General features: G+C 66.1%; 23 protein-coding genes and 2 pseudogenes. 18 read left to right on the plus strand and 7 right to left on the minus strand.

The window, feature by feature from the left end; translation table 11 throughout:
- A pseudogene (locus A5906_RS44925) lies at positions 1-300 on the plus strand (amidase family protein); the annotation flags it as partial.
- A gap of 27 nt (positions 301-327) precedes the next feature.
- The gene (locus A5906_RS24035; RefSeq protein WP_080137765.1) at positions 328-1,560 is read left to right on the plus strand and encodes an NAD(P)/FAD-dependent oxidoreductase; all 1,233 of its coding nucleotides are present in this window, start codon (positions 328-330) and stop codon (positions 1,558-1,560) included.
- Positions 1,561-1,789: 229 nt separating this feature from the next.
- On the opposite strand, the gene A5906_RS24040 is transcribed toward A5906_RS24035, so the two are convergent.
- The 3 genes from A5906_RS24040 to A5906_RS24050 form a co-directional block, all read right to left on the minus strand.
- Positions 1,790-3,124, minus strand: coding sequence for a dicarboxylate/amino acid:cation symporter (locus A5906_RS24040; RefSeq protein WP_080137766.1), 1,335 nt, complete (start codon positions 3,122-3,124; stop codon positions 1,790-1,792).
- Positions 3,125-3,208: 84 nt separating this feature from the next.
- Entirely contained in the window at positions 3,209-3,766 is a 558-nt protein-coding gene (locus A5906_RS24045) for a biotin transporter BioY (protein ID WP_080137767.1), read from the minus strand.
- Between the two features lie 87 nt (positions 3,767-3,853).
- Entirely contained in the window at positions 3,854-5,041 is a 1,188-nt protein-coding gene (locus A5906_RS24050) for a pyridoxal phosphate-dependent aminotransferase (protein WP_080137768.1), read from the minus strand.
- 191 nt (positions 5,042-5,232) lie between these two features.
- On the opposite strand from A5906_RS24050, the gene A5906_RS24055 reads away from it, so the two are divergent.
- From A5906_RS24055 to aat, 10 genes are all read left to right on the plus strand, one after another.
- Positions 5,233-6,633 carry a M48 family metalloprotease gene (locus tag A5906_RS24055; protein ID WP_080137769.1) on the plus strand — a complete coding sequence of 467 codons (1,401 nt, stop codon included), beginning with the start codon at positions 5,233-5,235 and terminating at the stop codon, positions 6,631-6,633.
- Between the two features lie 98 nt (positions 6,634-6,731).
- Positions 6,732-7,499, plus strand: coding sequence for a DsbA family protein (locus tag A5906_RS24060; RefSeq protein WP_080137770.1), 768 nt, complete (start codon positions 6,732-6,734; stop codon positions 7,497-7,499).
- Between the two features lie 210 nt (positions 7,500-7,709).
- Positions 7,710-8,570, plus strand: coding sequence for a DUF1236 domain-containing protein (locus tag A5906_RS24065; RefSeq protein ID WP_080137771.1), 861 nt, complete (start codon positions 7,710-7,712; stop codon positions 8,568-8,570).
- Positions 8,571-8,797: 227 nt separating this feature from the next.
- Positions 8,798-9,265, plus strand: coding sequence for a type II 3-dehydroquinate dehydratase (gene aroQ / locus A5906_RS24070; RefSeq protein WP_080137772.1), 468 nt, complete (start codon positions 8,798-8,800; stop codon positions 9,263-9,265).
- Between the two features lie 33 nt (positions 9,266-9,298).
- Positions 9,299-9,796 (plus strand): acetyl-CoA carboxylase biotin carboxyl carrier protein, encoded by a 498-nt coding sequence (gene accB / locus A5906_RS24075; RefSeq protein ID WP_080137773.1) that lies wholly within the window; start codon positions 9,299-9,301, stop codon positions 9,794-9,796.
- Positions 9,797-9,856: 60 nt separating this feature from the next.
- On the plus strand, positions 9,857-11,215 hold the full coding sequence (gene accC / locus A5906_RS24080) for an acetyl-CoA carboxylase biotin carboxylase subunit (protein ID WP_080137774.1): 1,359 nt from the start codon (positions 9,857-9,859) through the stop codon (positions 11,213-11,215).
- A 107-nt stretch (positions 11,216-11,322) separates the two neighbouring features.
- On the plus strand, positions 11,323-12,849 hold the full coding sequence (locus tag A5906_RS24085) for a sensor histidine kinase (RefSeq protein ID WP_080137775.1): 1,527 nt from the start codon (positions 11,323-11,325) through the stop codon (positions 12,847-12,849).
- Entirely contained in the window at positions 12,846-13,286 is a 441-nt protein-coding gene (locus tag A5906_RS24090) for a response regulator (protein ID WP_080137776.1), read from the plus strand. Before A5906_RS24085 ends, A5906_RS24090 begins: the two co-directional genes overlap by 4 nt.
- The gene (locus A5906_RS24095; RefSeq protein ID WP_080137777.1) at positions 13,283-14,386 is read left to right on the plus strand and encodes a sensor histidine kinase; all 1,104 of its coding nucleotides are present in this window, start codon (positions 13,283-13,285) and stop codon (positions 14,384-14,386) included. Before A5906_RS24090 ends, A5906_RS24095 begins: the two co-directional genes overlap by 4 nt.
- A 49-nt stretch (positions 14,387-14,435) precedes the next feature.
- Positions 14,436-15,116: a leucyl/phenylalanyl-tRNA--protein transferase gene (gene aat, locus A5906_RS24100; protein ID WP_080137778.1), complete on the plus strand. Its 681-nt coding sequence runs from the start codon at positions 14,436-14,438 to the stop codon at positions 15,114-15,116.
- A gap of 40 nt (positions 15,117-15,156) precedes the next feature.
- Here aat and A5906_RS24105 read toward each other — a convergent pair whose 3' ends face one another.
- A complete protein-coding gene (locus A5906_RS24105; protein ID WP_080137779.1) occupies positions 15,157-16,191 on the minus strand; it encodes a DUF2155 domain-containing protein in 1,035 nt (344 codons plus the stop codon).
- A 209-nt stretch (positions 16,192-16,400) separates the two neighbouring features.
- On the opposite strand from A5906_RS24105, the gene A5906_RS24110 reads away from it, so the two are divergent.
- Positions 16,401-17,348, plus strand: coding sequence for an alpha/beta hydrolase (locus tag A5906_RS24110; RefSeq protein WP_080137780.1), 948 nt, complete (start codon positions 16,401-16,403; stop codon positions 17,346-17,348).
- Between the two features lie 12 nt (positions 17,349-17,360).
- The gene (locus tag A5906_RS24115) at positions 17,361-18,368 is read left to right on the plus strand and encodes a Na+-dependent transporter (protein ID WP_080137781.1); all 1,008 of its coding nucleotides are present in this window, start codon (positions 17,361-17,363) and stop codon (positions 18,366-18,368) included.
- 7 nt (positions 18,369-18,375) lie between these two features.
- Here the strand turns inward: A5906_RS24115 and A5906_RS24120 are convergent, their stop codons facing one another.
- Positions 18,376-19,182, minus strand: a complete 807-nt coding sequence (locus A5906_RS24120) for a methyltransferase domain-containing protein (protein ID WP_080137782.1) — start codon at positions 19,180-19,182, stop codon at positions 18,376-18,378.
- Between the two features lie 23 nt (positions 19,183-19,205).
- On the minus strand, positions 19,206-20,144 hold the full coding sequence (locus A5906_RS24125) for a GlxA family transcriptional regulator (RefSeq protein ID WP_080137783.1): 939 nt from the start codon (positions 20,142-20,144) through the stop codon (positions 19,206-19,208).
- Between the two features lie 105 nt (positions 20,145-20,249).
- Between A5906_RS24125 and A5906_RS24130 the strand changes: the two genes are divergently transcribed.
- The 3 genes from A5906_RS24130 to A5906_RS24140 all read left to right on the plus strand — a co-directional run bounded on the left by A5906_RS24130 (position 20,250) and on the right by A5906_RS24140 (position 22,800).
- Positions 20,250-20,936 (plus strand): DJ-1/PfpI family protein, encoded by a 687-nt coding sequence (locus A5906_RS24130; protein ID WP_080137784.1) that lies wholly within the window; start codon positions 20,250-20,252, stop codon positions 20,934-20,936.
- A 395-nt stretch (positions 20,937-21,331) separates the two neighbouring features.
- Complete coding sequence (locus tag A5906_RS24135; RefSeq protein WP_080137785.1) at positions 21,332-21,979, plus strand: glutathione S-transferase family protein; 648 nt, start codon at positions 21,332-21,334, stop codon at positions 21,977-21,979.
- A 101-nt stretch (positions 21,980-22,080) separates the two neighbouring features.
- Positions 22,081-22,800, plus strand: coding sequence for a DUF899 family protein (locus A5906_RS24140; RefSeq protein WP_080137786.1), 720 nt, complete (start codon positions 22,081-22,083; stop codon positions 22,798-22,800).
- Positions 22,801-23,158: 358 nt separating this feature from the next.
- On the opposite strand, the gene A5906_RS24145 is transcribed toward A5906_RS24140, so the two are convergent.
- On the minus strand, positions 23,159-23,566 hold the full coding sequence (locus A5906_RS24145) for an NADH:ubiquinone oxidoreductase subunit NDUFA12 (RefSeq protein WP_080137787.1): 408 nt from the start codon (positions 23,564-23,566) through the stop codon (positions 23,159-23,161).
- Between the two features lie 276 nt (positions 23,567-23,842).
- On the opposite strand from A5906_RS24145, the pseudogene A5906_RS24150 reads away from it, so the two are divergent.
- Positions 23,843-24,283, plus strand: a pseudogene (locus tag A5906_RS24150) (BA14K family protein); the annotation flags it as partial.

The following is a 24,283-nucleotide window of genomic DNA, read 5'->3' on the forward strand; positions in this document are numbered from 1 at the left end:
GCCGAGATCGACGGCGTGCCGACGAAGTCCTATTTCCACTGGCTCGCGCTCGCCTATGGGGTCACCCTCGCGGGCCATCCCGCGATCAGCATTCCGCTTGGTCTTGACGAAGCCGGCCTGCCGTTCGGCCTGCAGATCGTCGGCCCACGCGGCGGCGATGCCATCGTGCTCTCGGTCGCCGCGAGCATCGAGGCGGCGTTCGCGAACGATGCACAACTATGCCGGCCCGTGCCCGACCTCGCGCGGCTCGCTGCGGCGCCGCCGCTGTCGGCCGCGCCCGATTTTCTCACCTGGGAATGACCCGGGCCTGACAGGAGACTTGTTCCGATGCAAAGCGCGATCGTTCTTGGCGGCGGCATGGTCGGCGTGGGTGCGGCGCTGCACCTGCAGCGGCGCGGCTGGGCCGTCACGCTCGTCGACCGCAGGGAGCCCGGCCGCGAGACCAGCTACGGCAATGCCGGCATGATCCAGGCCGAAGCCGTGCGCCCCTATCCGATGCCGCGCGACCTCGCTACCCTCGTGAAGATCGCGACCGGCCGCACCAACGACGTGCGCTACAGCCTGTCCTCGCTCCATCGCCACATCGAGCCGCTGCTGCGCTACTGGTGGCATTCGGCGCCGAAGCGGCATCGCGAAGCCATCGTCGGCTGGGCACGGCTGATCGGCTACGCCACAAGCGAGCACGACATCCTCATTCGCGAGGCCCATGCGGACAATCTGATCCGCCGCGCCGGCTACCGGGCGCTGTACCGCGATGCCGCCGCCCTGGAGCACTCGATCAAGGACGCCGAGCAGGACCAGCGCGAATTCGGCGTGAACTTTCGCGTGTTGTCAGGCAGCGAATTGACGAAGGCCGAGCCGATCCTGCGCGACGATCTGCCTGGCGCGATCCACTGGCTCGACACCTGGACCGTGTCCGATCCGGGCGCACTGGTGACGGCCTATGCCGAGCTGTTCACGCGGCTCGGCGGCCGGATCGTGCTCGGTGATGCGCAAAGCTTGCAGCAGACCGCGAGCGGCTGGTCGGTCGACACCGACGAGGGGCGCCTCGATGCCGCCCATGCCGTCGTGACGCTGGGACCGTGGTCGCCCGATCTGCTCTACAAATTCGGCTATCGCATCCCGCTGGTGCGCAAGCGCGGCTACCACATGCACTACAGCGGCGGCGCCTCGCTCGATCTGCCGCTCGTGGACAAGGGCGGCGGCTACGCCATGGGCCCGATGGCCAAGGGCATCCGCATCACCACCGGCGCCGAGCTGACAGGTCCGGATGCGCTCGCGACCCCCGTGCAGCTCGCCAGCGCCGAAGCTTCCGCACGCGAGCTGATCGACCTCGGCAGGCGCGTCGAGCCCGATCCGTGGTTCGGCACCCGCCCCTGCACGCCCGACATGCTGCCGGTCCTCGGACAAGCCCCGCGCCATCCCGGTCTCTGGATGAACTTTGGTCACGGCCATCAGGGCTTTACACTGGGGCCTGCGACCGGGCGCCTGCTCGCCGAGATCATGAGCGGCGAGACGCCGTCGATCGATCCCACGCCGTATCGGCCGGAGCGCTTCTAGCGCACGGCTAAGGATCAAGGCCGGACGGCCGCCGCTCGCGGTAAAGACGCCGGATTCTGTCAGCCTGTTCGCTCAGCAGCAGCTTTCTGATGCGCTCGGCATCCTTCGGCGTCGCCGGCCCGTTCACGGCACCTTATCGTTCGAATACTCGAGCTTCAACGTCGAGGGCCGCCCCGATCCCAGCCCTATTACTTCGAGGTCTGACAGCGCCCGCGCTGTCGGACCGGGATCAGTCCGTGGTGATCGCCGTCTCCATGTCGGTCGGGTCGACCTGCTTGGAAAGGTTGGCGTTGAGCTTGTCGCGGTCGAGCTCGCCCTCCCACCAGGCGACGATCACGCAGGCGACGCCGTTGCCGCACAGATTGGTCAGCGCACGGCACTCGCTCATGAACTTGTCGATGCCGAGCACGATCGCCATGCCCGGCACGAGGCGCGGGTCGACCACCGCAAGCGTCGCGGCCAGCGTGATGAAGCCTGCGCCGGTGATTCCGGAGGCGCCCTTCGAGGTCAGCATCGCCACGACCAGGATCGTGAGCTGCTGGCCGAAGGTGAGATCGAAGCCGAGCGCCTGCGCGATGAACAGCGTGGCCAGCGTCATGTAGATGTTGGTGCCGTCGAGGTTGAACGAGTAACCCGTGGGCACGACGAGGCCGACCACCGACTTGGAGCAGCCGAGCCGTTCCAGCTTCTCCATCAAGGAGGGCAACGCACTTTCCGAGGACGAGGTGCCGAGCACGATCAGCAGTTCGTCCTTGATGTAGGCCAGGAACTTGAAGATCGAGAACCCCGCCATGCGCGCGATGATCCCGAGCACCACGAACACGAACAGCGCGGCGGTCAGGTAGAACGTCGCGATCAGGCCGATCAAATTGAGGATGGCACCGGTGCCGAACTTGCCGATGGTGTAGGCCATCGCACCGAACGCGCCGATCGGCGCCGCGCGCATCACGATCGAGATGACGCCGAAAACCGCATGCGCGGCATCGTCGATGAAGTTGCGGATGGTGTGGCCGCGCTCACCCAGGCTCATGATGGCGAAGCCGAACAGCACCGAGAACAGCAGCACCTGAAGGATCTCGCCTTGCGCGAAGGCGCCGACCACGGTGTCGGGAATGATGTGCAGCACGAAGTCGACGGACTTCTGGCCGGCGGCCTGCTTGGCATAGTTCGCAACCGCCGCTTCGTTCGCTGCCGCGTTGCCGAAGCCCGCGCCCGGCCTCACGAGATTGCCGATCACGAGGCCGATCACCAGCGCGAAGGTCGAGACGATCTCGAAATAGACCAGCGCCTTGACGCCGATGCGCCCGACCTTCTTGGCGTCCTGGATGTGCGCGATGCCCGAGACCACGGTGCAGAAGATGATCGGGGCGATCACCATCTTGATCAGCTTGATGAAGCCGTCGCCCATCGCCTTGATCCAGTCGTTGGTGGCGAGCGTTGGCCAGAGCCACCCGACGATGGCGCCGAGCACGATGGCGATCAGCACCTGGACATAGAGAATCTTGTACCACGGCTTGGCTGCGGCCGGCGCGGCCGGCGCCCCCGCCATCGTTGTCGTCGTCATCGTTTCACTCCCCCTCGAACGTTGTGACCAGCCAAGATCAACTTGGCCGGCCCTGTCAATTGGAACCGCTCGGAATGGCGTGCTTTACCCGCGGCGATCGACGATCCGGCGGGCTGCCGGCATCAGCGTCGCGCCCAGTGCGTTCTTGACCAGCGACGCCGCGATGAACGGCGCGATGCCGACCTGCCAGGCCTTGGCCACGCCAAGACCGAGGCCGAAAGCCAGCCAGCCGAAGCCGGCGGCCAGAATGACGACGTGGCCGACGGCCATCGCGGCGAACAGCGGCACCACGCTGCGATCGCAGCCGCGCTCGGCGAGCCAGCCGGTCACGAAGGCCGCCAGCACGAAGCCGAACAGATAGCCCGCGGTCGGGCCGACCAGCGGTGCAATCCCACCCACTGGGCCGGCGAACACCGGCAGGCCAAGAGCGCCCTCGGCGAGGTAGGCGATCATGGTTGCGCTGCCAAGACGCCAGCCATAGGCGGCGCCGATCATCAGCACCACCAGCGTCTGCAGCGTCATGGGCACGTAGGGGAGCGGCAGGTTCACCTTGGCCGACAGCGCCATCAAGGCGGTGCCAAGCGCAATCAGCACGATGGCGCGCAATGCGCCGACGGCTTCGCCCGGACGGGTCGGCCACATCAAGGCGGCGAGAGGAGAATGCGTGGCGGCGGTGGGCGCGGAACGGTCAGACAAGTTCAACTCCGGGAGGCTGGCGAAAACTGGCGGCTATTTAAGCCAGTGCGCGATCCGGTCAACTGCCTCCCGCATCTCTTCTGCCGAACGGGCATAGGAGAACCGTATGAACGAGCGGCCATGGATGGGGTCGAAATCGAGGCCGGGCGTCGCCGCGACGCGAGCCTGTTCCAGCATCTGCTTGGCGAACTCGAAACTGTCCGAGGTGAAATCGGAGACGTCGGCATAGAGGTAGAACGCACCATCGGCAGGCAGGAACTTGCTGAGGCCTGCTTTGGGCAATCCTTCGATCAGAATGCGCCGGTTTTCCTGGTAGCCGTGCTTGATCTCCTCCATCTCGGCGGCGCCGTCGAAGGCGGCCTCGGCCGCGATCTGCGACAGCGCCGGCACTGAGATCGACAGGTTCTGCTGCAACCGCTCGATCGGGCGCACCAGGATCTCGGGCACGACCATCCAGCCGACACGCCAGCCCGTCATGCAAAAATACTTCGAGAACGAGTTGATCACGAGTGCGTGGTCGGACAGCGCCGCCGCCGTGGCCGCCGGAAACGCATAGTCGAGCCCGTGATAGATCTCGTCCGAGATGAAGCGGATCTTAGCGTCTTCCGCCGCCGCGATCAGGCCGGACAGCGCCTCGCGGGACATCATCGTTCCCGTCGGATTGGCGGGACTGCCGACCAGCACGCCCTTCAGCGGCGCCTTGCGATGGGCGGCAAGCAGCGCCTCGCCGGTGAGCGCATGACGCGTCTCGTTCGTGGTCTCGATCAGCACCGGCTCGCAGCCGAGCGCGGTGAGGATGTGACGGTACGGCGGATACCCCGGCACCGTCACGGCGACACGATCGCCGGGCTCGAACATCGACAGGAACGCGAGGATGAAGCCGCCGGAGGAGCCCGTCGTCACCACGACCCGCTCGGGGCTGACGTCACACCGATAGACGTCGCGATAGTGCCGGGCGATGCGCTCCCGCAAGGATGGGATGCCGAGCGCGGAGGTATAATCGATCCGGCCCGCCTCGAGCGCCGCATGGGCGGCGGCGATCGCCGTCTTTGGCGCGCCGGCCGCAGGCTGGCCGACCTCCATGTGGATGACATGGCCCCCGGCGGCCTCGATTCGGGCCGCGGCGGCCATCACGTCCATCACCATGAACGGAGGAACATCGCTGCGGCGGGAGGGCTCAAGCCACTGCCCCAACCGGTTCCTCAATGTCGCATCCTGCATCGATTTCTGCTATTTCGCTGGCGGACCGGTCCATCCGGTCCTTAAAAACGGGGCGCTTGCGCCCCAGACTGGCCGTATTGTACGGCTCATAAGGGGTACGGCTCATAGGCCATATCGCGTATCCGGTCCGCCGCCAATCGCCAAAACCAATCACAAAACTGCCTGCCAGACCGTTTGACCAAGACCGCTTGATGTTGTTCCAGATCGCATTGCGCAAGAAGGCCTCCGCCCTCACCGCCCTCGTCACGGCTGCGGCGATCGCGCTGACGCCGCTGCCTCCGGCACGCGCGCAGAGCAAGGGGCCGCCGATCCTGCGCGACACCGAGACCGAACAGCTCCTGCGCGAATATACCCGCCCAATCCTGCGCGTCGCCGGTCTGGAAAAGCAGAACATCCAGATGGTGATCATCAACGACGGCTCGTTCAACGCGTTCGTCGCGGACGGCCGCCGCATCTTCGTCAATTGGGGCGCGATCCTCCAGTCGGAGACGCCGAACCAGATCATCGGCGTGCTCGCGCATGAGACCGGGCATCTGGCCGGCGGCCATCTGTCCAAGCTGCGCGAGCAGCTCGCCACCGCGCAAACCCAGATGATCATCGCGATGCTGCTCGGCGCCGGCGCGATTGCCGCCGGGAGCGCGCAGCGCAGCAGCGCCGGCAACAACGGCCTTGCCAACGCCGGCGCGGCCGCGATCGCCGGTCCCCAGGAGATGATCCGCCGCACGCTGCTGTCCTACCAGCGCCAGCAGGAGGAGAACGCTGACCGCGCCGGCGTGAAATTCCTGACAGCGACCCAGCAGTCGCCGAAGGGCATGTACGAGACCTTCAAGCGCTTCACCAGCGAGAGCCTGTTCGCCGCGCGCGGCGCCGATCCCTATCTGCAGTCGCATCCGATGCCGGCGGAGCGCGTCGCGGCGCTGCAGGAGTTCGCCAGCAGCAGTCCCTACTGGGACAAGAAGGACGATCCCGCGCTCCAGCTCCGCCACGACATGGTGCGCGCCAAGATCTCGGCCTTCATGGAGCGGCCAGAGACGGTGTACCGCCGCTATCCGCAGACCAACGACAGCATGCCGGCGCGCTATGCCCGGGCCATCAGCACCTATTTGCACGGCGATCTGCGGAGCGCGCTCGCCCAGATCGACGCCCTGATCCAGGTCCAGCCCAACAACCCGTACTTCTACGAGGTGCGCGGCCAGGCGCTGCTCGAAAGCGGCAAGCCGGCCGAGGCCATTGCTCCGCTGCGCAAGGCGGTGGCGCTTTCGAACAACTCACCCCTCATCGAGATGTTACTTGGGCAGGCTCTGGTTGGAACCGATAATAAGGCCTACACCGACGATGCCGTCCGGATTCTCCGCGCCGCCGTGGCGCGGGAGCCCGAGGCGCCGCTCGGCTACACCCAGCTCGCGATGGCCTATGGCCGCAAGGGCGACTATGCCGAGGCTGATCTCGCCTCGGCGCAGGCCGCCTACTTGCGCGGCGACAACAAGACCGCCCGCGAGCTTGCAACGCGCGCGAAAACCCGTTTCGCCGTCGGCACGCCCGGATGGGTCAAGGCCGACGACATCGTGGCAGCCAAGCCGCCGCGCAACTGAAAACTGGAACGACGCCTTAAGACCACGACGTCACGACACCGAGCTTTGAGTCCGCCGGGACGTTTTCCGAAACCTGCTTTGGATAAGAGGATTTGCCTATGCCTTCGCTGCGTCTGCTTGCCCCCGCGCTGTTTGCGCTCGCCATGTTCGGCGCAGCCGCGCCCGCGTCGGCCGACAGCTTCTCCGATGCCCAGCGCACCGACATCGAGGCGATCATCAAGAACTATCTCGTCACCCATCCCGAGGTGCTCGAGGAGGCGATGACCGAGCTCAGCAAGCGCCAGGCCGCCGCCGAGACGCAGAAGCACGAGGCCAGCATCGCGCAGAACGCCGACGCGATCTTCAACTCGCCGCGCCAGGTCGTGCTCGGCAACAAGGAGGGCGACGTCACCTTCGTCGAGTTCTTCGACTACAATTGCGGCTACTGCAAGCGTGCCATGGACGACATGCTCAACCTCATGAAGGGCGATCCGAAGCTGAAGGTCGTGCTGAAGGAGTTTCCGGTGCTGAGCCAGGGCTCGGTGGAAGCCGCCCAGGTCGCCGTCGCCGTGCGCATGCAGGATCCCTCCGGCAAGAAATATCTCGACTTCCATCAGAAGCTGCTCGGCGGCCGCGGCGCGGCCGACAAGGCGCGCGCCATGCAGGCGGCCAAGGACGCCGGCCTCGACACGGCAAAGATCGAGAAGGACCTCGCCAGCCCCGAGGTGCGCGCCACCATCGAGGAGAACTTCAAGCTCGCGGAAGCGATGGGCATGAACGGCACGCCGAGCTACGTGATTGGCAAGCAGATCGTGATCGGCGCCATCGGCCTCGAAGGCCTGAAGGAAAAGATCGGCGTTGCCCGCTGCGGCAAGGCGACGTGCTGATCGCCACTTTCGCAACTCACGAATGCAAAAAGGCCGGCTGAAAAAGCCGGCCTTTTTCATTGGCGAATCCTGGCGCGAAATCAGGCGCCCACGTTCATCTCGCGTTTAGGAAACAAATGCCGGGGAACCGCCGATGTTCCGGAACAACTCAAATCTGCTTTCGTTGGTGGCGCGGGCAATGACGCAAGGAAACACGTGAGGAGATTTTCGATGTTGAACCGCTTTATGATCTCGGTTGCCGCTCTCGCGCTTGTCGCCGGCACCGGTCTGGCGAACGCACAAGACAAGGGCCGCGACAGTGGCGGCGCTGGCTCGCAACAGCAGATGCAGCACTCGCAGCCTTCCGGTGGCGCGGCTGAGCGCGGCTCGATGGGCCGTGACTCCGCTCACGAGAAGGGCACCGTTGGCCAGGCCGGCGGCGCCGGCAGCATGAAGTCCGATCGGGCCGCAGAGGACAAGTCGTCCGGCGCGATGAAGGACGAGCATCAGGGTCGCGAGATGAACAAGAACGCCGCCGAGGACAAGGCCGGCGCGACCAAGGGCCAGCGCACCGACGAGCGCGCGCAGGGTCATCAGGACAAGTCCAAGAGCATGAGCCAGGACACGAGCAAGGACACGACCAAGTCCGGCCAGAAGGACAAGGACATGAAGGCTGAGGGCAGCAAGAGCGGCACCTCGACCAATAATGCCGAGAACCAGAAGGGTACCACGAGCACCAACCAGAATGCTCAGGGTCAGACCGGCACCAGCACCAGCCAGAACGCTCAGGGCCAGACCAGCACCAGCACGACGGTGGGCCAGGCTGGCGCCGGCGCCAAGCTCTCGACCGAGCAGCGGACCCAGATCACCTCGGTGATCCGCGAGCAGCGCGTGGCCCCCGTGTCCAATGTGAACTTCTCGGTCTCGGTCGGCACCCGCATTCCGCGCGAGGGCATCGAGCTGCACGCCCTGCCGTCCCGGGTTGCGACGATCTATCCGGAATGGCGCAACTACCGCTACGTCATGGTCCGCGAGCAGATCGTGATCATCGATCCGAACACCTACGAGATCGTCGCGATCCTCGACGTGTAAGTCAGGTGGCGACCAACCCCTGGAGGCGGGCAGCAATGCCCGCCTCCTCGCGTTTGGCCGGCGACCCATGCTTTAGACTGGTTAACAAGCAATTTCCGTAACTTCCGCACAGGTTTTTGCACCCCGGATGAGGTACCTGAGGGCCCTTGGGAGGTCCTTCAAGGCTTCCCCTAGGACGCTTTGTTACCTATAACCCGCCACGCCGAAGCACCTCTTCCGGGATTGGAATGGCAGAACCAGCAACCGACACGATCCTCGTTCTCAACGGGCCCAACCTCAACATGCTGGGGACGCGCGAGCCCGAGAAGTATGGCCATGCGACGCTGGCCGACGTCGAGGTGCTGTGCCGCGAGACGGCGGCAGGGTTCGGCCTCAAGGCCGACTGCCGGCAGTCCAACCGCGAGGGCGAGCTGATCGACTTCATCCACGAGGCGCATGCCCGCAAGATGAAGGGCATCATCATCAATGCCGGTGGCTATTCGCACACGTCGATCGCGCTGCACGACGCGTTGCTCGCGGTGCAGATCCCGACGGTCGAGGTGCACGTGACCAACATCCACGCCCGCGAGAGCTTCCGTCACCACTCCTACACCGCACGCGCGGCGTTCGCCTCGCTCTGTGGTTTCGGCATCGAGGGCTACCGCCTCGCCATCCAGGGCCTGGCCGCCAAGCTCGCCATCAAGCCCAAAGCCTGACGCTCCCTTCAACAGAACATTCGGATCAAGAACATGGCGCGCCAGCCAGACGACAAAGCAGCCGCAAAGTTTTCCAGCGAGGATTCCGCGCTCGTCCGCGAGCTCGCTCTTCTGCTCGACGAGACCAGCCTCACCGAGATCGAGATCGAGCGCGCGGGCCTGCGCCTGCGCGTCGCCCGCAACATCAGCGTCGCCGCGACCATGCCGATGCCGATGGCGGCGGTCGCTCCCGCTGCCGTGCCGGTGGCAGCAAGCACTGCTGCGCCCGCGGCGGCCGGCGCCGACCTTTCCAAACATCCGGGCGCCGTGACCTCGCCGATGGTCGGCACCGCCTATTGGGCGCCGGAGCCCGGCGCCAAGCCGTTCATCGAGGTCGGCTCCAAGGTCTCGGTCGGTCAGACGCTGCTGATCATCGAGGCCATGAAGACCATGAACCAGATCCCCTCGCCGCGATCAGGCACGGTGACGCAGATCCTGGTCGAGGACGGCCAGCCGGTCGAGTACGGCGAGCCGCTCGTCATCATCGAGTAATTGTTGGGGGCGGCCCGTCCGCCCTCGCCGCTTTTCGCGCGCCAGTCCCTTAAGGGCACCATGTTCGACAAGATCCTCATAGCCAACCGCGGCGAGATCGCCCTTCGCATCCTCAGGGCCTGCAAGGAGCTCGGGATCGCGACGGTCGCCGTGCACTCGACCGCCGACGCCGACGCCATGCATGTGCGTCTGTCGGACGAGAGCGTCTGCATCGGACCGCCGGCGTCCAAGGACAGCTATCTCAACGTGCCGGCGCTGCTCGCGGCCTGCGAGATCACCGGCGCCGACGCCGTGCATCCCGGCTACGGCTTCCTGTCAGAGAATGCGCGCTTTGCGGAGATCCTTGGCGAGCACAATCTGCATTTCATCGGTCCCAAGGCCGAGCACATCCGCCTGATGGGCGACAAGATCGAGGCCAAGAAGACCGCCAAGAGGCTCGGCATCCCCGTGGTACCCGGCTCGGACGGCGCGGTCGGCCCCGATGACGATGCCATGGCGATCGCGAAGAAGATCGGCTTTCCCGTGCTGGTGAAGGCGGCGGCGGGTGGCGGCGGCCGCGGCATGAAGGTCGCGCACACCGAGGCCGACCTCCAGCTGGCGCTGTCGACGGCGGCCACCGAGGCCAAATCGGCCTTTGGCGACGCCTCGGTCTACCTGGAAAAATATCTCCAGAAGCCGCGCCATATCGAGATCCAGATCCTCGGCGACGGCCGCGGCGGCGCGATTCATCTCGGCGAGCGCGACTGCTCACTGCAGCGCCGCCACCAGAAAGTCTGGGAGGAAGGTCCCTCGCCCGTGCTCACCGCCGCGGCGCGCGCCAAGATCGGCGAGACCTGCGCGAAGGCGATGCGCGAGATGAAATATCTCGGCGTCGGCACCATCGAATTCCTGTTCGAGGACGGCGAGTTCTACTTCATCGAGATGAACACGCGCATCCAGGTCGAGCATCCCGTCACCGAGAGCATCACCGACATCGACCTGGTGCTGGAACAGATCCGCATCGCCGCCGGTGGCGACTTGCCGGCGAAGCAGGAGGAAGTCCAGGTCATCGGCCATGCGATCGAGTGCCGCATCAATGCCGAGAACCCGCAGACCTTCCGCCCTTCGCCCGGCCGGATCCAGCAATACCATCCGCCCGGCGGGCTGGGCGTCCGGATCGATTCAGCCGTCTATCAGGGCTACACGATCCCGCCCTATTACGACTCGCTCGTCGGCAAGCTGATCGTGCACGGCAAGACGCGCGCGGAATGCCTGATGCGGCTGCGCCGGGCCCTGGACGAGATGGTGGTCGAAGGCATCGAGACCACGCTGCCGCTGTTCCGCGCCCTGGTGCGCGAGGACGACATCATCAACGGCGACTATCACATCCACTGGCTGGAACAATATCTGGCTGGCAAGACGGAACCCGCGTCCAAATAAAATCTTCGCCGGCGGGAACCCATTGCCTTCACGCGCGTTTTGAGCAGCTGGGAGCTGTTTGAAACGGGGCCTTGGATTTCCCTTGATATCTACGGGGCGACACCGTCGTGACGGCTGAAGCGCAGCGGCGGCGCGCATTTTGGCAGGTCCTGCTGTTCGCGGCGGGCCTTTTGGTGCTGACCGTGATCAGCGCCGGCTCCGTGTACCTCGTCAACAAGGCGCGAGATGACAGTAAATGGGTGCTCCACACCATCGAGGTGGAGAACCAGGTCAACGCGCTGCTGCTCGAGGTCCGGCGCGCCGAGAGCGCCGCCCGCGGCTTTCTCCTGACCCAGGGCCCGGATTTCCAGGCGGACCATGAGCGGGCCGTCGCGGCGATCATTCCGGCGCTCGACAAGCTCACACGTCAGATCGGCGACAATCCGGTGCAGCGCGAGGTCATCGAGAAGCTGAGCGCCGCGATCGAGACCCGGCTCGGCCAGTTCTCGCGCGAGATGGATTTCATCAGGCAGGGTCGGCCCGACGATGCCAAGGCCCTCGTCCGCGAGGCCGCCGCCGGCAATACCACCACCACGATCAGCAATCTCGGCAACGCGATGATCCGCGAAGAGGAACGGCTCTTCCGGCTCCGCACCGTCAATGCCGACCGCAGCCAGACGCTGGCCGCATCTCTCACCGGCATCGGCTCGGGCCTCGTGGTGGTGCTCGCCCTGATCTCGATCTGGCTGCTGCGGCGCTCGGCACGCATTCGCGACGAGGCCGACACCCGCCTGCGCGATGCCTACGCCAATTTGGAGGCCCTCGTCGACGAACGCACGACCGACCTGCGCGAAGCCAACAACGAGATCCAGCGCTTCGCCTATATTGTCAGCCACGATCTGCGCTCACCGCTCGTCAACATCATGGGCTTCACCAGCGAGCTCGAAGAGCTCGGCGGCGACATCTTTCGCCGTGTCAGCAGCCTCACCCACGTCCCGGCGGACGGGCCACCTCTGGTGCCCGGCGCCACAGACGAGATCGCGCTCGAAGGTGCCGACAAGCAACTTTCTGAAGAGTTTTCCGAGGCGCTCGGCTTCATCAAATCGTCAATCGCCAAGATGGACCGGCTGATCTCGGCGATCCTCAACCTCACCCGCGAGGGCCGGCGCGAATTTCAGCCGGAGAAGATCGACATCCGCGAGTTCGTCGAGGCCATCGTGTCAACGCTGGCGCATCAGGCCGCGGAAGCGCAGGCCGAGATCCACATCGAGCCGCTGCCTGACATCGTCAGCGACCGCCTTGCGCTCGAGCAGATCTTCTCCAACCTGATCGACAACGCGATCAAGTATCTCAAGAGCGGGGTACCCGGCGAGATCAGAATCCGCGGGCGGACCAAGCTCGGCTACGCCATCTTCGAGATCAGCGACAACGGCCGCGGCATCGATCCGAAGGATCATCAGCGGATCTTCGACCTGTTCCGCCGCGCCGGAACCCAGGATAAGCCGGGACAGGGCATAGGCCTTGCCCATGTCCGTGCACTTGTGCGCCGTCTCGGCGGCACCATGTCGGTATCGTCGGAACTGAACGCGGGCAGCACCTTCACCATCACGCTGCCCATCGCCTGGAACGCCAGCACCCGGAACGCAGATCGATGACGCAGCCAGTTACCATCATCATGATCGAGGACGACGAGGGCCACGCCCGGCTGATCGAGCGCAACATCCGCCGCTCCGGCGTCAACAACGAGATCCTCTCGTTCGCCAACGGTACCGATGCGATGAAGCACCTGTTCGGCGCCGACGGCAGCGGGCTTCCCCAGAAGGGCAACGCCCTCTTGATCCTGCTCGACCTCAACCTGCCCGACATGAGCGGGATCGACATCCTGAAGCAGATCAAGGAGAACAGACATCTCAAGGCCTCGCCGGTGGTCGTGCTCACGACCACCGACGATTCCCAGGAGATCAAGCGCTGCTACGAGCTCGGCTGCAACGTCTACATCACCAAGCCCGTCAACTACGAGAATTTCGCCAACGCCATCCGGCAGCTCGGGCTGTTCTTCTCCGTCATTCAGGTTCCGCCTGCCGCCCCATGAACCAGCGAACGCCGACACTGCTCTATATCGACGACGATGACGCGCTGGCGCGTCTGGTCGAGCGCGGCCTGACCCGGCGCGGCTACAGGGTCATCCATGCCGTCAGCGGCGAGGAAGGCCTCGAGCACATCCGCAAAGCCGGCGCGGACGGCGGCATCGACGTCGTGGCGCTCGACCAGTACATGCCGGGCCTCGACGGCCTCGATACGCTCGAGCAGATCATGGCGATCCCGGACGCCCCTCCCGTGGTGTTCGTCACGGCGTCGCAGGACTCCAGCATCGCGGTCACCGCGCTGAAGGCGGGTGCGGCCGATTATCTCGTCAAGGACGTCAAGGGCGACTTCGTCCCCCTGCTGCACGTCGCCGCCGAGGGCGCGCTGCGCCAGGCCGAGCTGCAGAGGGCACGGGAGGAGGCTGAAGCCGAGATTCACGCCTCGCGCGACCGCTACGCCGCGCTTGCCGCCGAACGCGAGCTCTTGCTGCGCGAGGTCAATCACCGCGTCGGCAACTCGCTCCAGATCATCGCTTCGCTCTTGCACCTGCAAGCCAGCTCCGCCGCGCAGGACGAGGTCAAGGCCGCGCTGACCAACGCGATGGGCCGCGTCGCCGCGGTCGCGCAGGTGCACCGCCGCCTCTACACCTCGCAGGACCTGAAGAGCGTGGTGCTGAACCAGTATCTGGATTCGCTGCTCGAGGATCTCCGCCGCTCGGCCGAAGGTAACCGGATGTCGCGCCTGACGCTGAAGGCCGAGCCGATCGAGATCGACCCGGACCGCGCCGTCGCGGTCGGCATCATCGTCAACGAGCTGGTGATGAACGCGGTGAAATACGCCTATCCTGATGGCGCCGGCCCGATCCATGTGGAGCTGACGGCGCAGGGCGAGGATCTGGTGCTGACGATCGCCGACGACGGCGTCGGCGACAACGTCAAGGCCGACCCGCGTTCGACCGGCATGGGCCAGCGCATCGTTGCAGCCATGGCGACCAAGCTCGACGCCTCGGTCGAGCGTGACCCCGCCCATTCCGGAACGCGCATCGTGCTCAGGTTCCAGCGCACGCCTGCGCCGCCCGGCGCGGCCAACAGCGCCGCCGCGAGCTGATCCGCGTCCCCATCGCAACCGGCCTGCGATCCTGCTATTGTCGCAAGTTATGACTTCGCGCGATTCCGCCTCGTCTGAGATCACGCCGGCCGTGCTGCTGCGCGCCTATGCCTGCGGCATCTTTCCGATGGCCGAGAGCGCCGAAGATCCGACCCTGTTCTGGGTCGAACCGGAGCTGCGCGGCGTCATCCCGCTCGACGGTTTTCGCGTCGCCTCGCGGCTCGCGCGAACCGTGCGTTCGGATGCGTTTCGCGTCACCGTCAACACTGCATTCAAGGCCACGATCGCCGGCTGCGCCGCGCCGCAGGAAGGGCGCGAGGACACCTGGATCAACAAGCGCATCCGCGACCTCTACGGCGGCCTGTTCGAGCTCGGCCATTGCCACAGCGTCGAGGCCTGGCAGGGCGACGAGCTCGTTGGCGGCCTCTACGGCGTGAGCCTTGGCCGGGCCTTCTTCGGCGAGAGCATGTTTCACACCGCGCGCGATGCCTCCAAGGTCGCGCTGGTGCATCTGGTGGCGCGGCTGATCCATGGCGGCTTCGAGCTGCTCGACACGCAATACGTCACCGATCATCTGAAGAGCTTCGGCGCCGTCGAAATTTCACGGCGGCGCTACACCGCGCTGCTCGACAAGGCGCTCGCTGGAGATCCCGGCGAGTTCCTGCGGCTCTCGTCAGGCGAAGCGGTCCCGGGCGCACGCGCGCTCGAGATCATCGCCTCGCGGCAATAATCGATAGCACTCTTAGCGGGCGAATCCGGGGGGATTTGGGCTAGCGCCCAAACCCCGGGAGACCGAACAGGCCTGGCCGCTGCTCCGGCGGCGGCGGAGGAGCCGGCTGCTGTTGCGGCGGAGGCGGCAACGGCTGCGGCGGGCGCTGCTGCACGGCCTGCTTCGGCGCGGCCTTCTTCTGCGCGGGCGGCGGCGGAGGCGGCGGCTTGTTCGCGGGATCCGGCGCCGCGGTCGCTATGGTCTGCTGCGGCTCTTTGCAGTCGGTCAGCCAGATGTCGTAGATCGGATGCTCGACGCCGTGCAGGCCGGGGCTTGCCGCATACATCCAACCCGAGAAGATCCGCTTCACCTCGCCCTGCAAGGTGATCTCGTCGACCTCGACGAAGGCGTCGGTGTTGGCGGCTTCCGTCGCCGGCCGCGTGTAGCAGGCGTCGGTCTTGACGCGGAGCGCGCCGAACTGGACGGTCTCGCCGATCTCCTCGTCGAAATTGATGATGCGCCCGGTGATCTTGTCGAGGCCGGAGAAGGTCGCCTTCTTGTTGACGATCTTCTGGGCCGGCGGCTCGGTCACGACCTCGTCGCCCGGCTGCAGGCTCGCCGGCGTCTGCGGCACGACACCGCCCGGCCCGCCCTTCTGCGGGGGCTGGCGCTGGCCGGGCGCACCTGGGACGGCTTGCGGACTATTGGGCGGTGCCACCGCGACGGAGGGCGGCTGGTTGGGCGGCGCGACGGTCGAGCCCGGCGGCGGCGCCAGAGGCTGGGTCTCTACCGGCCCGGGTAAGGCATTGCCCTGGCGTCCGGGTGGCGGCGCCATCGGGCGCGAGGGCAGCACACGGCCCTGCGGCGGCAGCTCGGGGACTTCCTCATCGTCGTCGGGCATCTGCGGCTGCGGTTGGCCGCGTGGAATGCTACCCGGCGGCCGCGGCGGCGGATCAGAGAAGATCGTGCCGATCTGCGCCTGCGCGGGCGTCGCAACCGTCAGCGCGGTGGCGGCCAAAAGCGCCGCAAGGCCTGTCAGGGTAAAGGTTTTGAACATCTCGCGCGGCTTCAACAGCGAATCGGGCTCGTTGGACATTCTATATAGGGGATACCGCCGCTCGCAGGCCCTCGGGTTAACACGCCGAATACGGCGGGGGAAGGGCGGCATCCCTGCCCTTCCCGGCCCCGACTGGCCAGACCGGCCTCCGGATGGGATAGTCGGAATGCCCTCTCCCGGGCCCAAGGCGGGCACTCGCCTTCCCATGACGACGTCCAACCATAACCAGAAGCCTGAAGAGGTCGCCGATGCCCGTTGTCCTCGATCCCGATGCCGCCGCCGTCTACAGGGCGTTCCAGGAGGCCGGCCGGCCCGCCTACGAGACCCTGACCGCGCCGGAAGCGCGCGACTATTATTTGCAGGCGCGCTTTGCCACCAACCCCGAGCCGCCGGAACTCGCCCGCGTCACCTCTCTCGCAATCCCGGCGCCGCACGGGGAGATCGCCGCCCGTCTCTACGTTCCGAACGAGCCGCGCCGGCACAACGGCCTGTCGCCCGCGCTGGGGTTCTTCCACGGCGGCGGCTGGGTGATCGGCGATCTCGACTCCCACGATGTGGTCTGCCGCCAGCTCGCGGTTTCGGGCGCCTTGAGCGTGATCTCGGTCGACTACCGCCTCGCGCCCGAGCACAAGTTTCCCGCCGCCGCCGATGACGCGATCGCCGCGACCAGATGGATCGCCGCCAATGCGCGCGAGCTCGGCATCGACGCCTTGCGCCTGTCGGTCGGCGGCGACAGCGCCGGCGGCAATCTCGCCGCGGTCGTCGCGCTCGCCGCCCGGGACGCCGGCGGCCCCGCGATCGCCGGCCAGCTGCTGATCTATCCGGCGACCGATTTCGCCATGACGCACGGCTCCCATAGCGAGCCCGAGACCAGCGTGCTGCTGACGCATTCGGTGATCCGCTGGTTCCGCGATCACTATCTCAATGGCATCGCCGACCTCCACGACTGGCGCGCCTCGCCGGCGCGCGCGCAAGACCTTGCCGGCCTGCCGCCCGCCTATGTGCTGACCGCCGGCGCCGATCCCCTGCGCGACGAAGGCGACGAATATGCCCACCGCCTGAAGCAGGCCGGCGTATCGGTCGCGTACAAGCACTATCCCGGACAGTTCCACGGCTTCTTCACCATGGGCAAATTGCTGCAACAGGCCAATGTCGCCGTCAGCGAGATCGGCACGTGGCTGAAGGGATTGGGCTGACCGCCTTCCTCCATGCCGCCCATCCTTCAACCCCTCTTCGCCCTCCCCCTGCGCGCCCTGACCTGGCTCGGCGACCAGGGCACGCGCGCCGTGGCGGCGATCGCGTTTATCGCGGTCGCCGTGCCGCCGCTCGGCGCGCTGCTGCGCCCCTATGTGACTGAGGCGATCCTCTGCCTGCTCTGCATCTCCTTCATGCGCGTCGATCTCGTCGCGCTCTACGGACATCTCCGCCGGCCGGCAATGATCGCCGCCGCGACGGCTTGGACCACGATCGGCGTGCCGCTGATCGTTGGGCTGCTCGCCCGTGGCAGTGGCCTCGACAGCAGCTCGCCCGGCCTCTTCCTCGCGCTGATGCTCCAGGCCATGGCCTCGCCGATGATGGCAGCGCCGGCGCTCGCCGCGCTGATCGGCCTCGATGCGACGCTCCCGCTCGTCGCGCTGGTCACGGCGACCGCGCTCGTCCCGTTCACGGCCTCGTCGTTCGCAAGCCTGTTTCTCGGCGGCATGCTCAGCATCTCGCCGCTCACGCTCGGCCTCAAGCTGCTCGGCATCCTCGCGGCCTCGCTCGTCGCCGCAACCGCGATCCGCTGGATGGTCGGCGCGAAAACGATCCAGCGTCACAAGCGGCCGATCGACGGCTTCAACATCCTCATCCTGCTGGTCTTCGCCTCCGCCGTGATGGGCGACGTGGCGCATGACTTCGTCGCCGATCCCGTATTCGCGATCGGCGTCGCGCTGCTCGCCTTCGCGGTCTATTTCACCCTGCTGGCCGTGACGACGCTGATCTTCCGCCGCGCCGGCACCGAGCGCGCGTTCGCGATCGGCCTGATGGTGTCACAGCGCAATCTCGGCCTGATGCTGGCGGCAACCGCGGGCGCGCTGCCGCCGACGACCTGGCTCTATTTCGCGCTGACCCAGTTTCCAATCCACCTTGCGCCCTATCTGCTGACGCCGATCGCGCGGCGGCTGACGGCGCACCGCCACGGCGCCGGCGCGGCTGCCGCAGACAGCACGAGCTAGAAAGCTCTCATGTCGGCACCGGAGCAGGTTTCGACGCCTTGAAGATATAGCGGTTGGTGCTGAAGAAATATTGTCCGGCCTCGGCGAGGCGCTTGAACTCGCTGTGCCATGCGGCGAGATCGTCGGCTGAAACGTCGTTCATGCGGCTGACGAAATCCCGGATCCCCAGTGCCAGGCCCTTGCTGTAGCTTTCGTCATCGTACCGCAAGTTCAGAATCGGAAACACGGATGCTCCGTCCAGGTGAAATCCGGCATTGATCAGTCTGGAGGCCATCGTTCTCGGCAGACGCGGATGGGCGCAATGCGCCTCCCATGATCTCATGACCGCGGCCATGCGCTCCCGATTGTCGGAATGCCAGACCACGGCATCCCAATCCGTTACGACGAAAACCGTTCGGCCGCCCGGTTTCAGGACACGAAATGCTTCGATGAGGACGCGGCCGACATCGGGCACGTACTCGGCGACCTGAGTGCAGACGACGGCGTCGAACGACGCGTCGGGATGCTCCAATTCCGTCGCGTTGCCGATGGCATATGAAATCCACTCCGACGCTTTCTGCCGGTTGCAGGCGGCGATCAGGTCGGTAGACACATCGATACCGACGACAGATCCATGAGGCCCGACGAGCTCGGCCATGCTTTCGCAGAGATAGCCCGGACCGCATCCGATATCGAGAACGCGCTCGCCGGCAGACAGATCGAGCTGCCGGATTGTCTCCGCGCGCTGGGCCTTCACATCGCCCGTGAGATAGAGTCTCTGGAGCCGCTTCGCGTTCTCATTGCTGTATTCCATCCCGCTCATTGTCGCCTCCATGGTCGTACAACGAATGAGGCTTCCTATCCCGCCCGCGCCGCGCGCCGCAGCGCCTGCGGCGGCTGGCCGAAGGCGCGGATGAAGGCGCGCCGCATGCGCTCGGGGTCGCGGAATCCGGTCGTCTCCGCGACGAGCTCGATCGCCTCGCGCGAGGACTGCACGCGCTCGCGCGCGACTTCGAGCCGGAGCCGCTCGACCGCCTTGGACGGCGTCGTGCCGGTCTCGGCGGCGAAGGCGCGAGCAAAATGCCGCGCACTCATCCCGGCGCGATCGGCGAGCTCTTCCACCGTCAGCGGCGCGTCGAGATTTTCGCGCGCCCAGGACAACAGCGCGCCGAAGCGGCCATTCGGGGTCTTCAATTCGAGCAGCGAGGAGAATTGCGACTGGCCGCCGCTGCGGCGATGGTACAGCACGAGCTGCCGCGCGGTGGCCTGCGCGATCTCCTCGCCGTGGTCGTCGGTGACCATCGCCAGCGCGAGGTCAATTCCCGCGCTGATGCCCGCGGACGTCCACACATTGCCGTCGCGGGTGAAGATCTGGTCCGGCTCGAACTTCACCCTCGGATAGCGCGCGACGAACTCGCGCGTCCGCCCCCAATGGGTGGTGGCGTGACGGCCGTCGAGCAGGCCCGCTTCTGCGAGCACGAACGCGCCCGAACAGACGCTGGCGACCCGCGCGCCGCGCTTGGCCAGCCGCTGCACGAAGGCGCGCGTGACCTCACAGCGCGCAGCCTCCGCAACGCCGGCGCCGCCTGCGATCACCAGCGTCGTGATCGCATTCGCCGATTTGAAATCTCGCGCCATCATCTCGACACCCGACGAGCTGCGTACGGGCCCCGCCTTCAGCGCCAGCACCCGCAGTGCCAGCGGCCTGCCGGACGCGCGCGCCGCGATCTCGAACACCGAGATGGGACCTGCCGCGTCGAGCAGTTGGAAGTCCGGGAAGATCAGGATGCCAATCATGGGCCAAGTCCTAACGTGATGTCCGAAAGTGAGGGAATTACGCCATTTTGGACAGAAGGGCATCATGCCAGTTTGCGCCCGTCAAGCTCTTCATTGGAGGTTCTCATGTCGGCACCGCTCCAGATCGGACTTTTGGTGTTCCCGCGCGTCACCCAGCTCGACTTCACCGGCCCGTTGCAGGTGTTTTCCGCCGTTCCCGGCGCCGAGCTGCATCTGATCTGGAAGCGCATCGAGCCGGTGCCGAGCGATTCCGCGCTCATCGTGACGCCGACCACGACATTCGCCGACTGCCCGCAACTCGACGTGATCTGCGTGCCCGGCGGCCGCGGCACCGACGATCTGCTCAATGACGAGGAGGTGCTCGAATTCCTGCGCCGGCAGGCCGACGGCGCCAAATACGTCACCTCGGTCTGCACGGGCTCGCTGGCGCTCGGCGCCGCCGGCCTGTTGAAGGGCTACCGCGCCGCCACCCATTGGAGCGCGATGGAGATGCTCGGCCAGTTCGGCGCGACGCCGACCAAGACGCGCGTCTGCGTCGATCGCAATCGCGTCACAGGCGGCGGTGTCACCGCAGGAATCGATTTCGCACTGATGCTGGTGTCGATCCTGATCGACCGCACCGCGGCGGAGGCGATCCAGCTCGGGATCGAATACAATCCGGCACCGCCGTTCAATTCCGGCTCGCCCGACACCGCGCCCGCCGAAGTGCTCACTGTCGTCAAGCAGCGCATTGAGCCTTTGCAGGCCTACCGCCTCGATGCCGTGAAGCGCGCGGCGGAGCGGCTGGCGTAGCCTCCACACCCCGTGTCCCGAACGCGACGCAGCGTGCAACGCTGCGCCGCTGAGCCGGGACCCAGGATGCCGCAGTATGAGGCCCCGGCTCTGAAGCGTACCACTTCGTGCTGCGCCGCGTCCGGGGCACGAGACCCGAGGCTGGTGCAAACTGGATCGGCACGTCATTGCGAGCGCAGCGAAGCAATCCAGAGTCCCGGCGCGGAAAGATTCTGGATTGCTTCGCGGCGCTCGCAATGACGGAGCGTGGACGAGCAGCACGCGGTCATCGCATGTCTCGGCTCTGAAACGCGCCTCGCTGCTGACACGACGCTGTCAGGAGCCCATTGCGACACTCCGGATCGCGACCGCCCTCTCCAGGCGCTTCCCGGTCGCATGCGCAGGAGGACCTGACCATGGCACGATACCGCCTGCACTGCGTCGGAGCGTCGGGCAATTCGTTCAAGGTCGCGCTATTCCTCAACTGCGCAGGACTCGATTGGGAGCCGGTCGGCGTCGATTTCGCCGGCGGTGAAATCCGCCGCCCTGGCTGGCGGGCCGCGACCAACGTCATGGGGGAGGTCCCCGTTCTCGAGGCCGATGGCCGGCACATGAGTCAGTCCGGTGCGATCCTGATGTGGCTCGCCGAGACGCACGGCCTGTTTCGTCCGACCAGCGAGGAGGCATTCGAGACGATGCGCTGGCTGCTGTTCGACAACCACAAATTCACCTCGAACTTTGCGCAGCACCGGTTTCAGCGCTGCTTCATGCCGGAGCCCGCTCATCCGGCCGTGCTCGCCTACTTGCGAGCCCGGACCGAAAGCGCCTTCTCGATCGTGGACCGGCACCTCGCTCAACGATGCTTCATGCTGGGTGACCGGCCGACGATCGTGGACTTCTCTCTGCTGGGCTATCTCTACTATCCGCGCGAGGAGACGGGTTTCGATCTTGCCAGCGCCTTCCCGGCCATTGATGGCTGGCGCCGGCGTGTCGCCGAGCTGCCGGGCTGGAAGCCGCCCTACGAAATGATGCCGGTCGGCAACTCACCGCCGCTCCATCTCTGAGAAACGTTGCGTGCGGACGGCATTCCACCTTCGGTCGTGGAACCGAGATTTTGGGGGACGAGTTAAGCCCCCACGAAACTAGCAGCATCCGGAGCGCAATCATGGAGCATCTCCACTACCCCAACGAAAGCACTGAGTATCGTGCTGCGCGAAATGCGTTGCTGGATGAGGAGATTGCCCTCCGGGCTCAGATTGAGGCCGTTTCCGCCAAGCGTCGCGCGCTGCCGCTCGGCGGCGAGGTGCCCCAGGATTACGTCTTCGAGCGCATCGGCAAAACGAGCATGCCGGAACAGGTCAGGATGTCGGAGCTGTTCGGCCCGCATGACACGCTGATCCTGTACAGCTTCATGTATGGGCCGGAGCGCGAGCTGCCCTGCCCCGGCTGCACCCATTTGCTCGACGGACTCGACGGCGCCGCACGGCATGTCGGCCAGCGTGCCGCGCTTCACATCGTTGCGAAATCGCCGATCGCGCGTCTCGCCGCCTGGGCCCACGAACGCGGTTGGGATCATCTGTCGCTGCTGTCCACCGCCGGCAACAGCTTTGATGCGGATTACTTCGGCGACACCTCGAATTTCTCCAGGGGTATGCGCACGCAGCACCACGTTCCCGAGGGGCAGAACTGGGACGAAACGATCTTCAACGTCTTCAAGAGAGCGAACGGCAGGATCAGGCACTTCTGGGGCTCGGAGATGAGCTTCGCGCCGCCCGCGCCGAAGCAGCATCATCGCGCCGGCGATCTGGTCGATCCGCTCTGGGGCCTGCTCGACATGACGCCTGAAGGCCGCGGCGACTTCTTCCCGAAGGTGCGCTACGACTGAGGCGCACAAACCGGCTGACGAACTGCGATCAAAGAAAAAGGCCGCTCGGTTTCCCAAGCGGCCTTTCCTGTCTCACGGCGGCTGCACATTCACATCGGGCGATTTCGGAGCTTCCGGACCGGGGGCCTATCTCCCGATCGAGTCCTTCCTCGGCGGCCGCTGCATTTCGGGACAGTCGCGAACTGTTGCCCGAACCGAACGCGATGGTCTCCCATCTCCGTAAGATGGGATCATTGAGCCGCATCGGCCGGATCAGTTCAACGGCCGCGCAGGCAGCATCCCCGCTGTTCCCGTTGTCCACAGCGGCGTGGCGCGGATGCATGTGCATTCAGTCGGACGATGGAAAAAGCGCCGGCGGTTAGCCGGGCGTCCAGGGCTGGTAGTCGCCGGTCGCCTTGGGACGCTTGCCGCTGGCGAGCGTCGAACCGGAGGGCCGGTAGGCCTTGGCCGTGCCGGTGAGATTCGGCTGGTGCGGCTTTTCCCACTCGCGGGGCTGGTAGTTGATCTCGGTCGGCGGGGTGTCGACGACGTGATGGATCCAGCCGTGCCAGGCCGGGGGGATGCGGCTCGCCTCGGCATAGCCGTTATAGACCACCCAGCGCCGCTCGAAGCCGAGGGTCGGATCGATCTCGCCGCCGCGGGTGCGATAATAGAGGTTGCCCTGCTCGTCCTGGCCGACCAGCTCGCCATAGCGTTTGGTCCAGAGCTGGGTGCCAAACGTCTGGCCATTCCACCAGGTGAAGAACTTCAGAAAGAACTGTTTCATGCGGCAAGGGCCCTGCTTCGTGGGGTCCTGATGCCATCCGGAGGGCGAAATGTCCAGTTCGCCGGATGCGGCCGTACCCGCCGCAAATGCGTGCCTTCAAATGCGTGCTTCTAGAAAATGCGTGCCTTGGCGACCCGCTCTCTGCCGCAAATCGGACGCGATCCGTTCATGCCGGGTACAGCGGTCCGGTGAAAGGCTCCCCTCACGCGCAAACCGGCGTGATCCAGGAACCACCGCCCTGTCGTGGGGTTGGCTTCCGGGAAAAGGAGTTTGACCATGAAAAGTCTGCAAGTCTTGAGCGCGGCAGCCGCCCTGGCGCTGGTTCTTCCGCTGGCGACGCCGAGCTTCGCCCAGGGCCGTGGCGGCCACGGCGGCGGCGGCGGTGCGCATTTCGGCGGTGGCGGTGGCGGCGCGCATTTCGGCGGTGGCGGCGGCGGTGCTCACTTTGGCGGCGGCGGCGCGGCCTTCCGCGGCGGCGGCGGCAGTTTCTCGGCCGGCGCGGTACGGCCAGGCGGCAGCAGTTTCGCAGCAGGCGCAGTGGCGCGTCCGAGCGGCGGCAGCTTCGCAGCCGCCCCGGTGACACGTCCCGCCCTCTCGCCGTCTTTCAGCGGGACCCGCAGCGTCGCAACCGCGGGCAACTGGCAAGGTGGTAGCGGCAATTGGAGCGGCCGTCGCTGGCATCGTGGTGGCGGCTTCTGGCCCGGCTTCGCGGCTGGC

Origin of the sequence: Bradyrhizobium sacchari (assembly GCF_002068095.1) — a bacterium.
GTDB lineage: Bacteria > Pseudomonadota > Alphaproteobacteria > Rhizobiales > Xanthobacteraceae > Bradyrhizobium > Bradyrhizobium sacchari.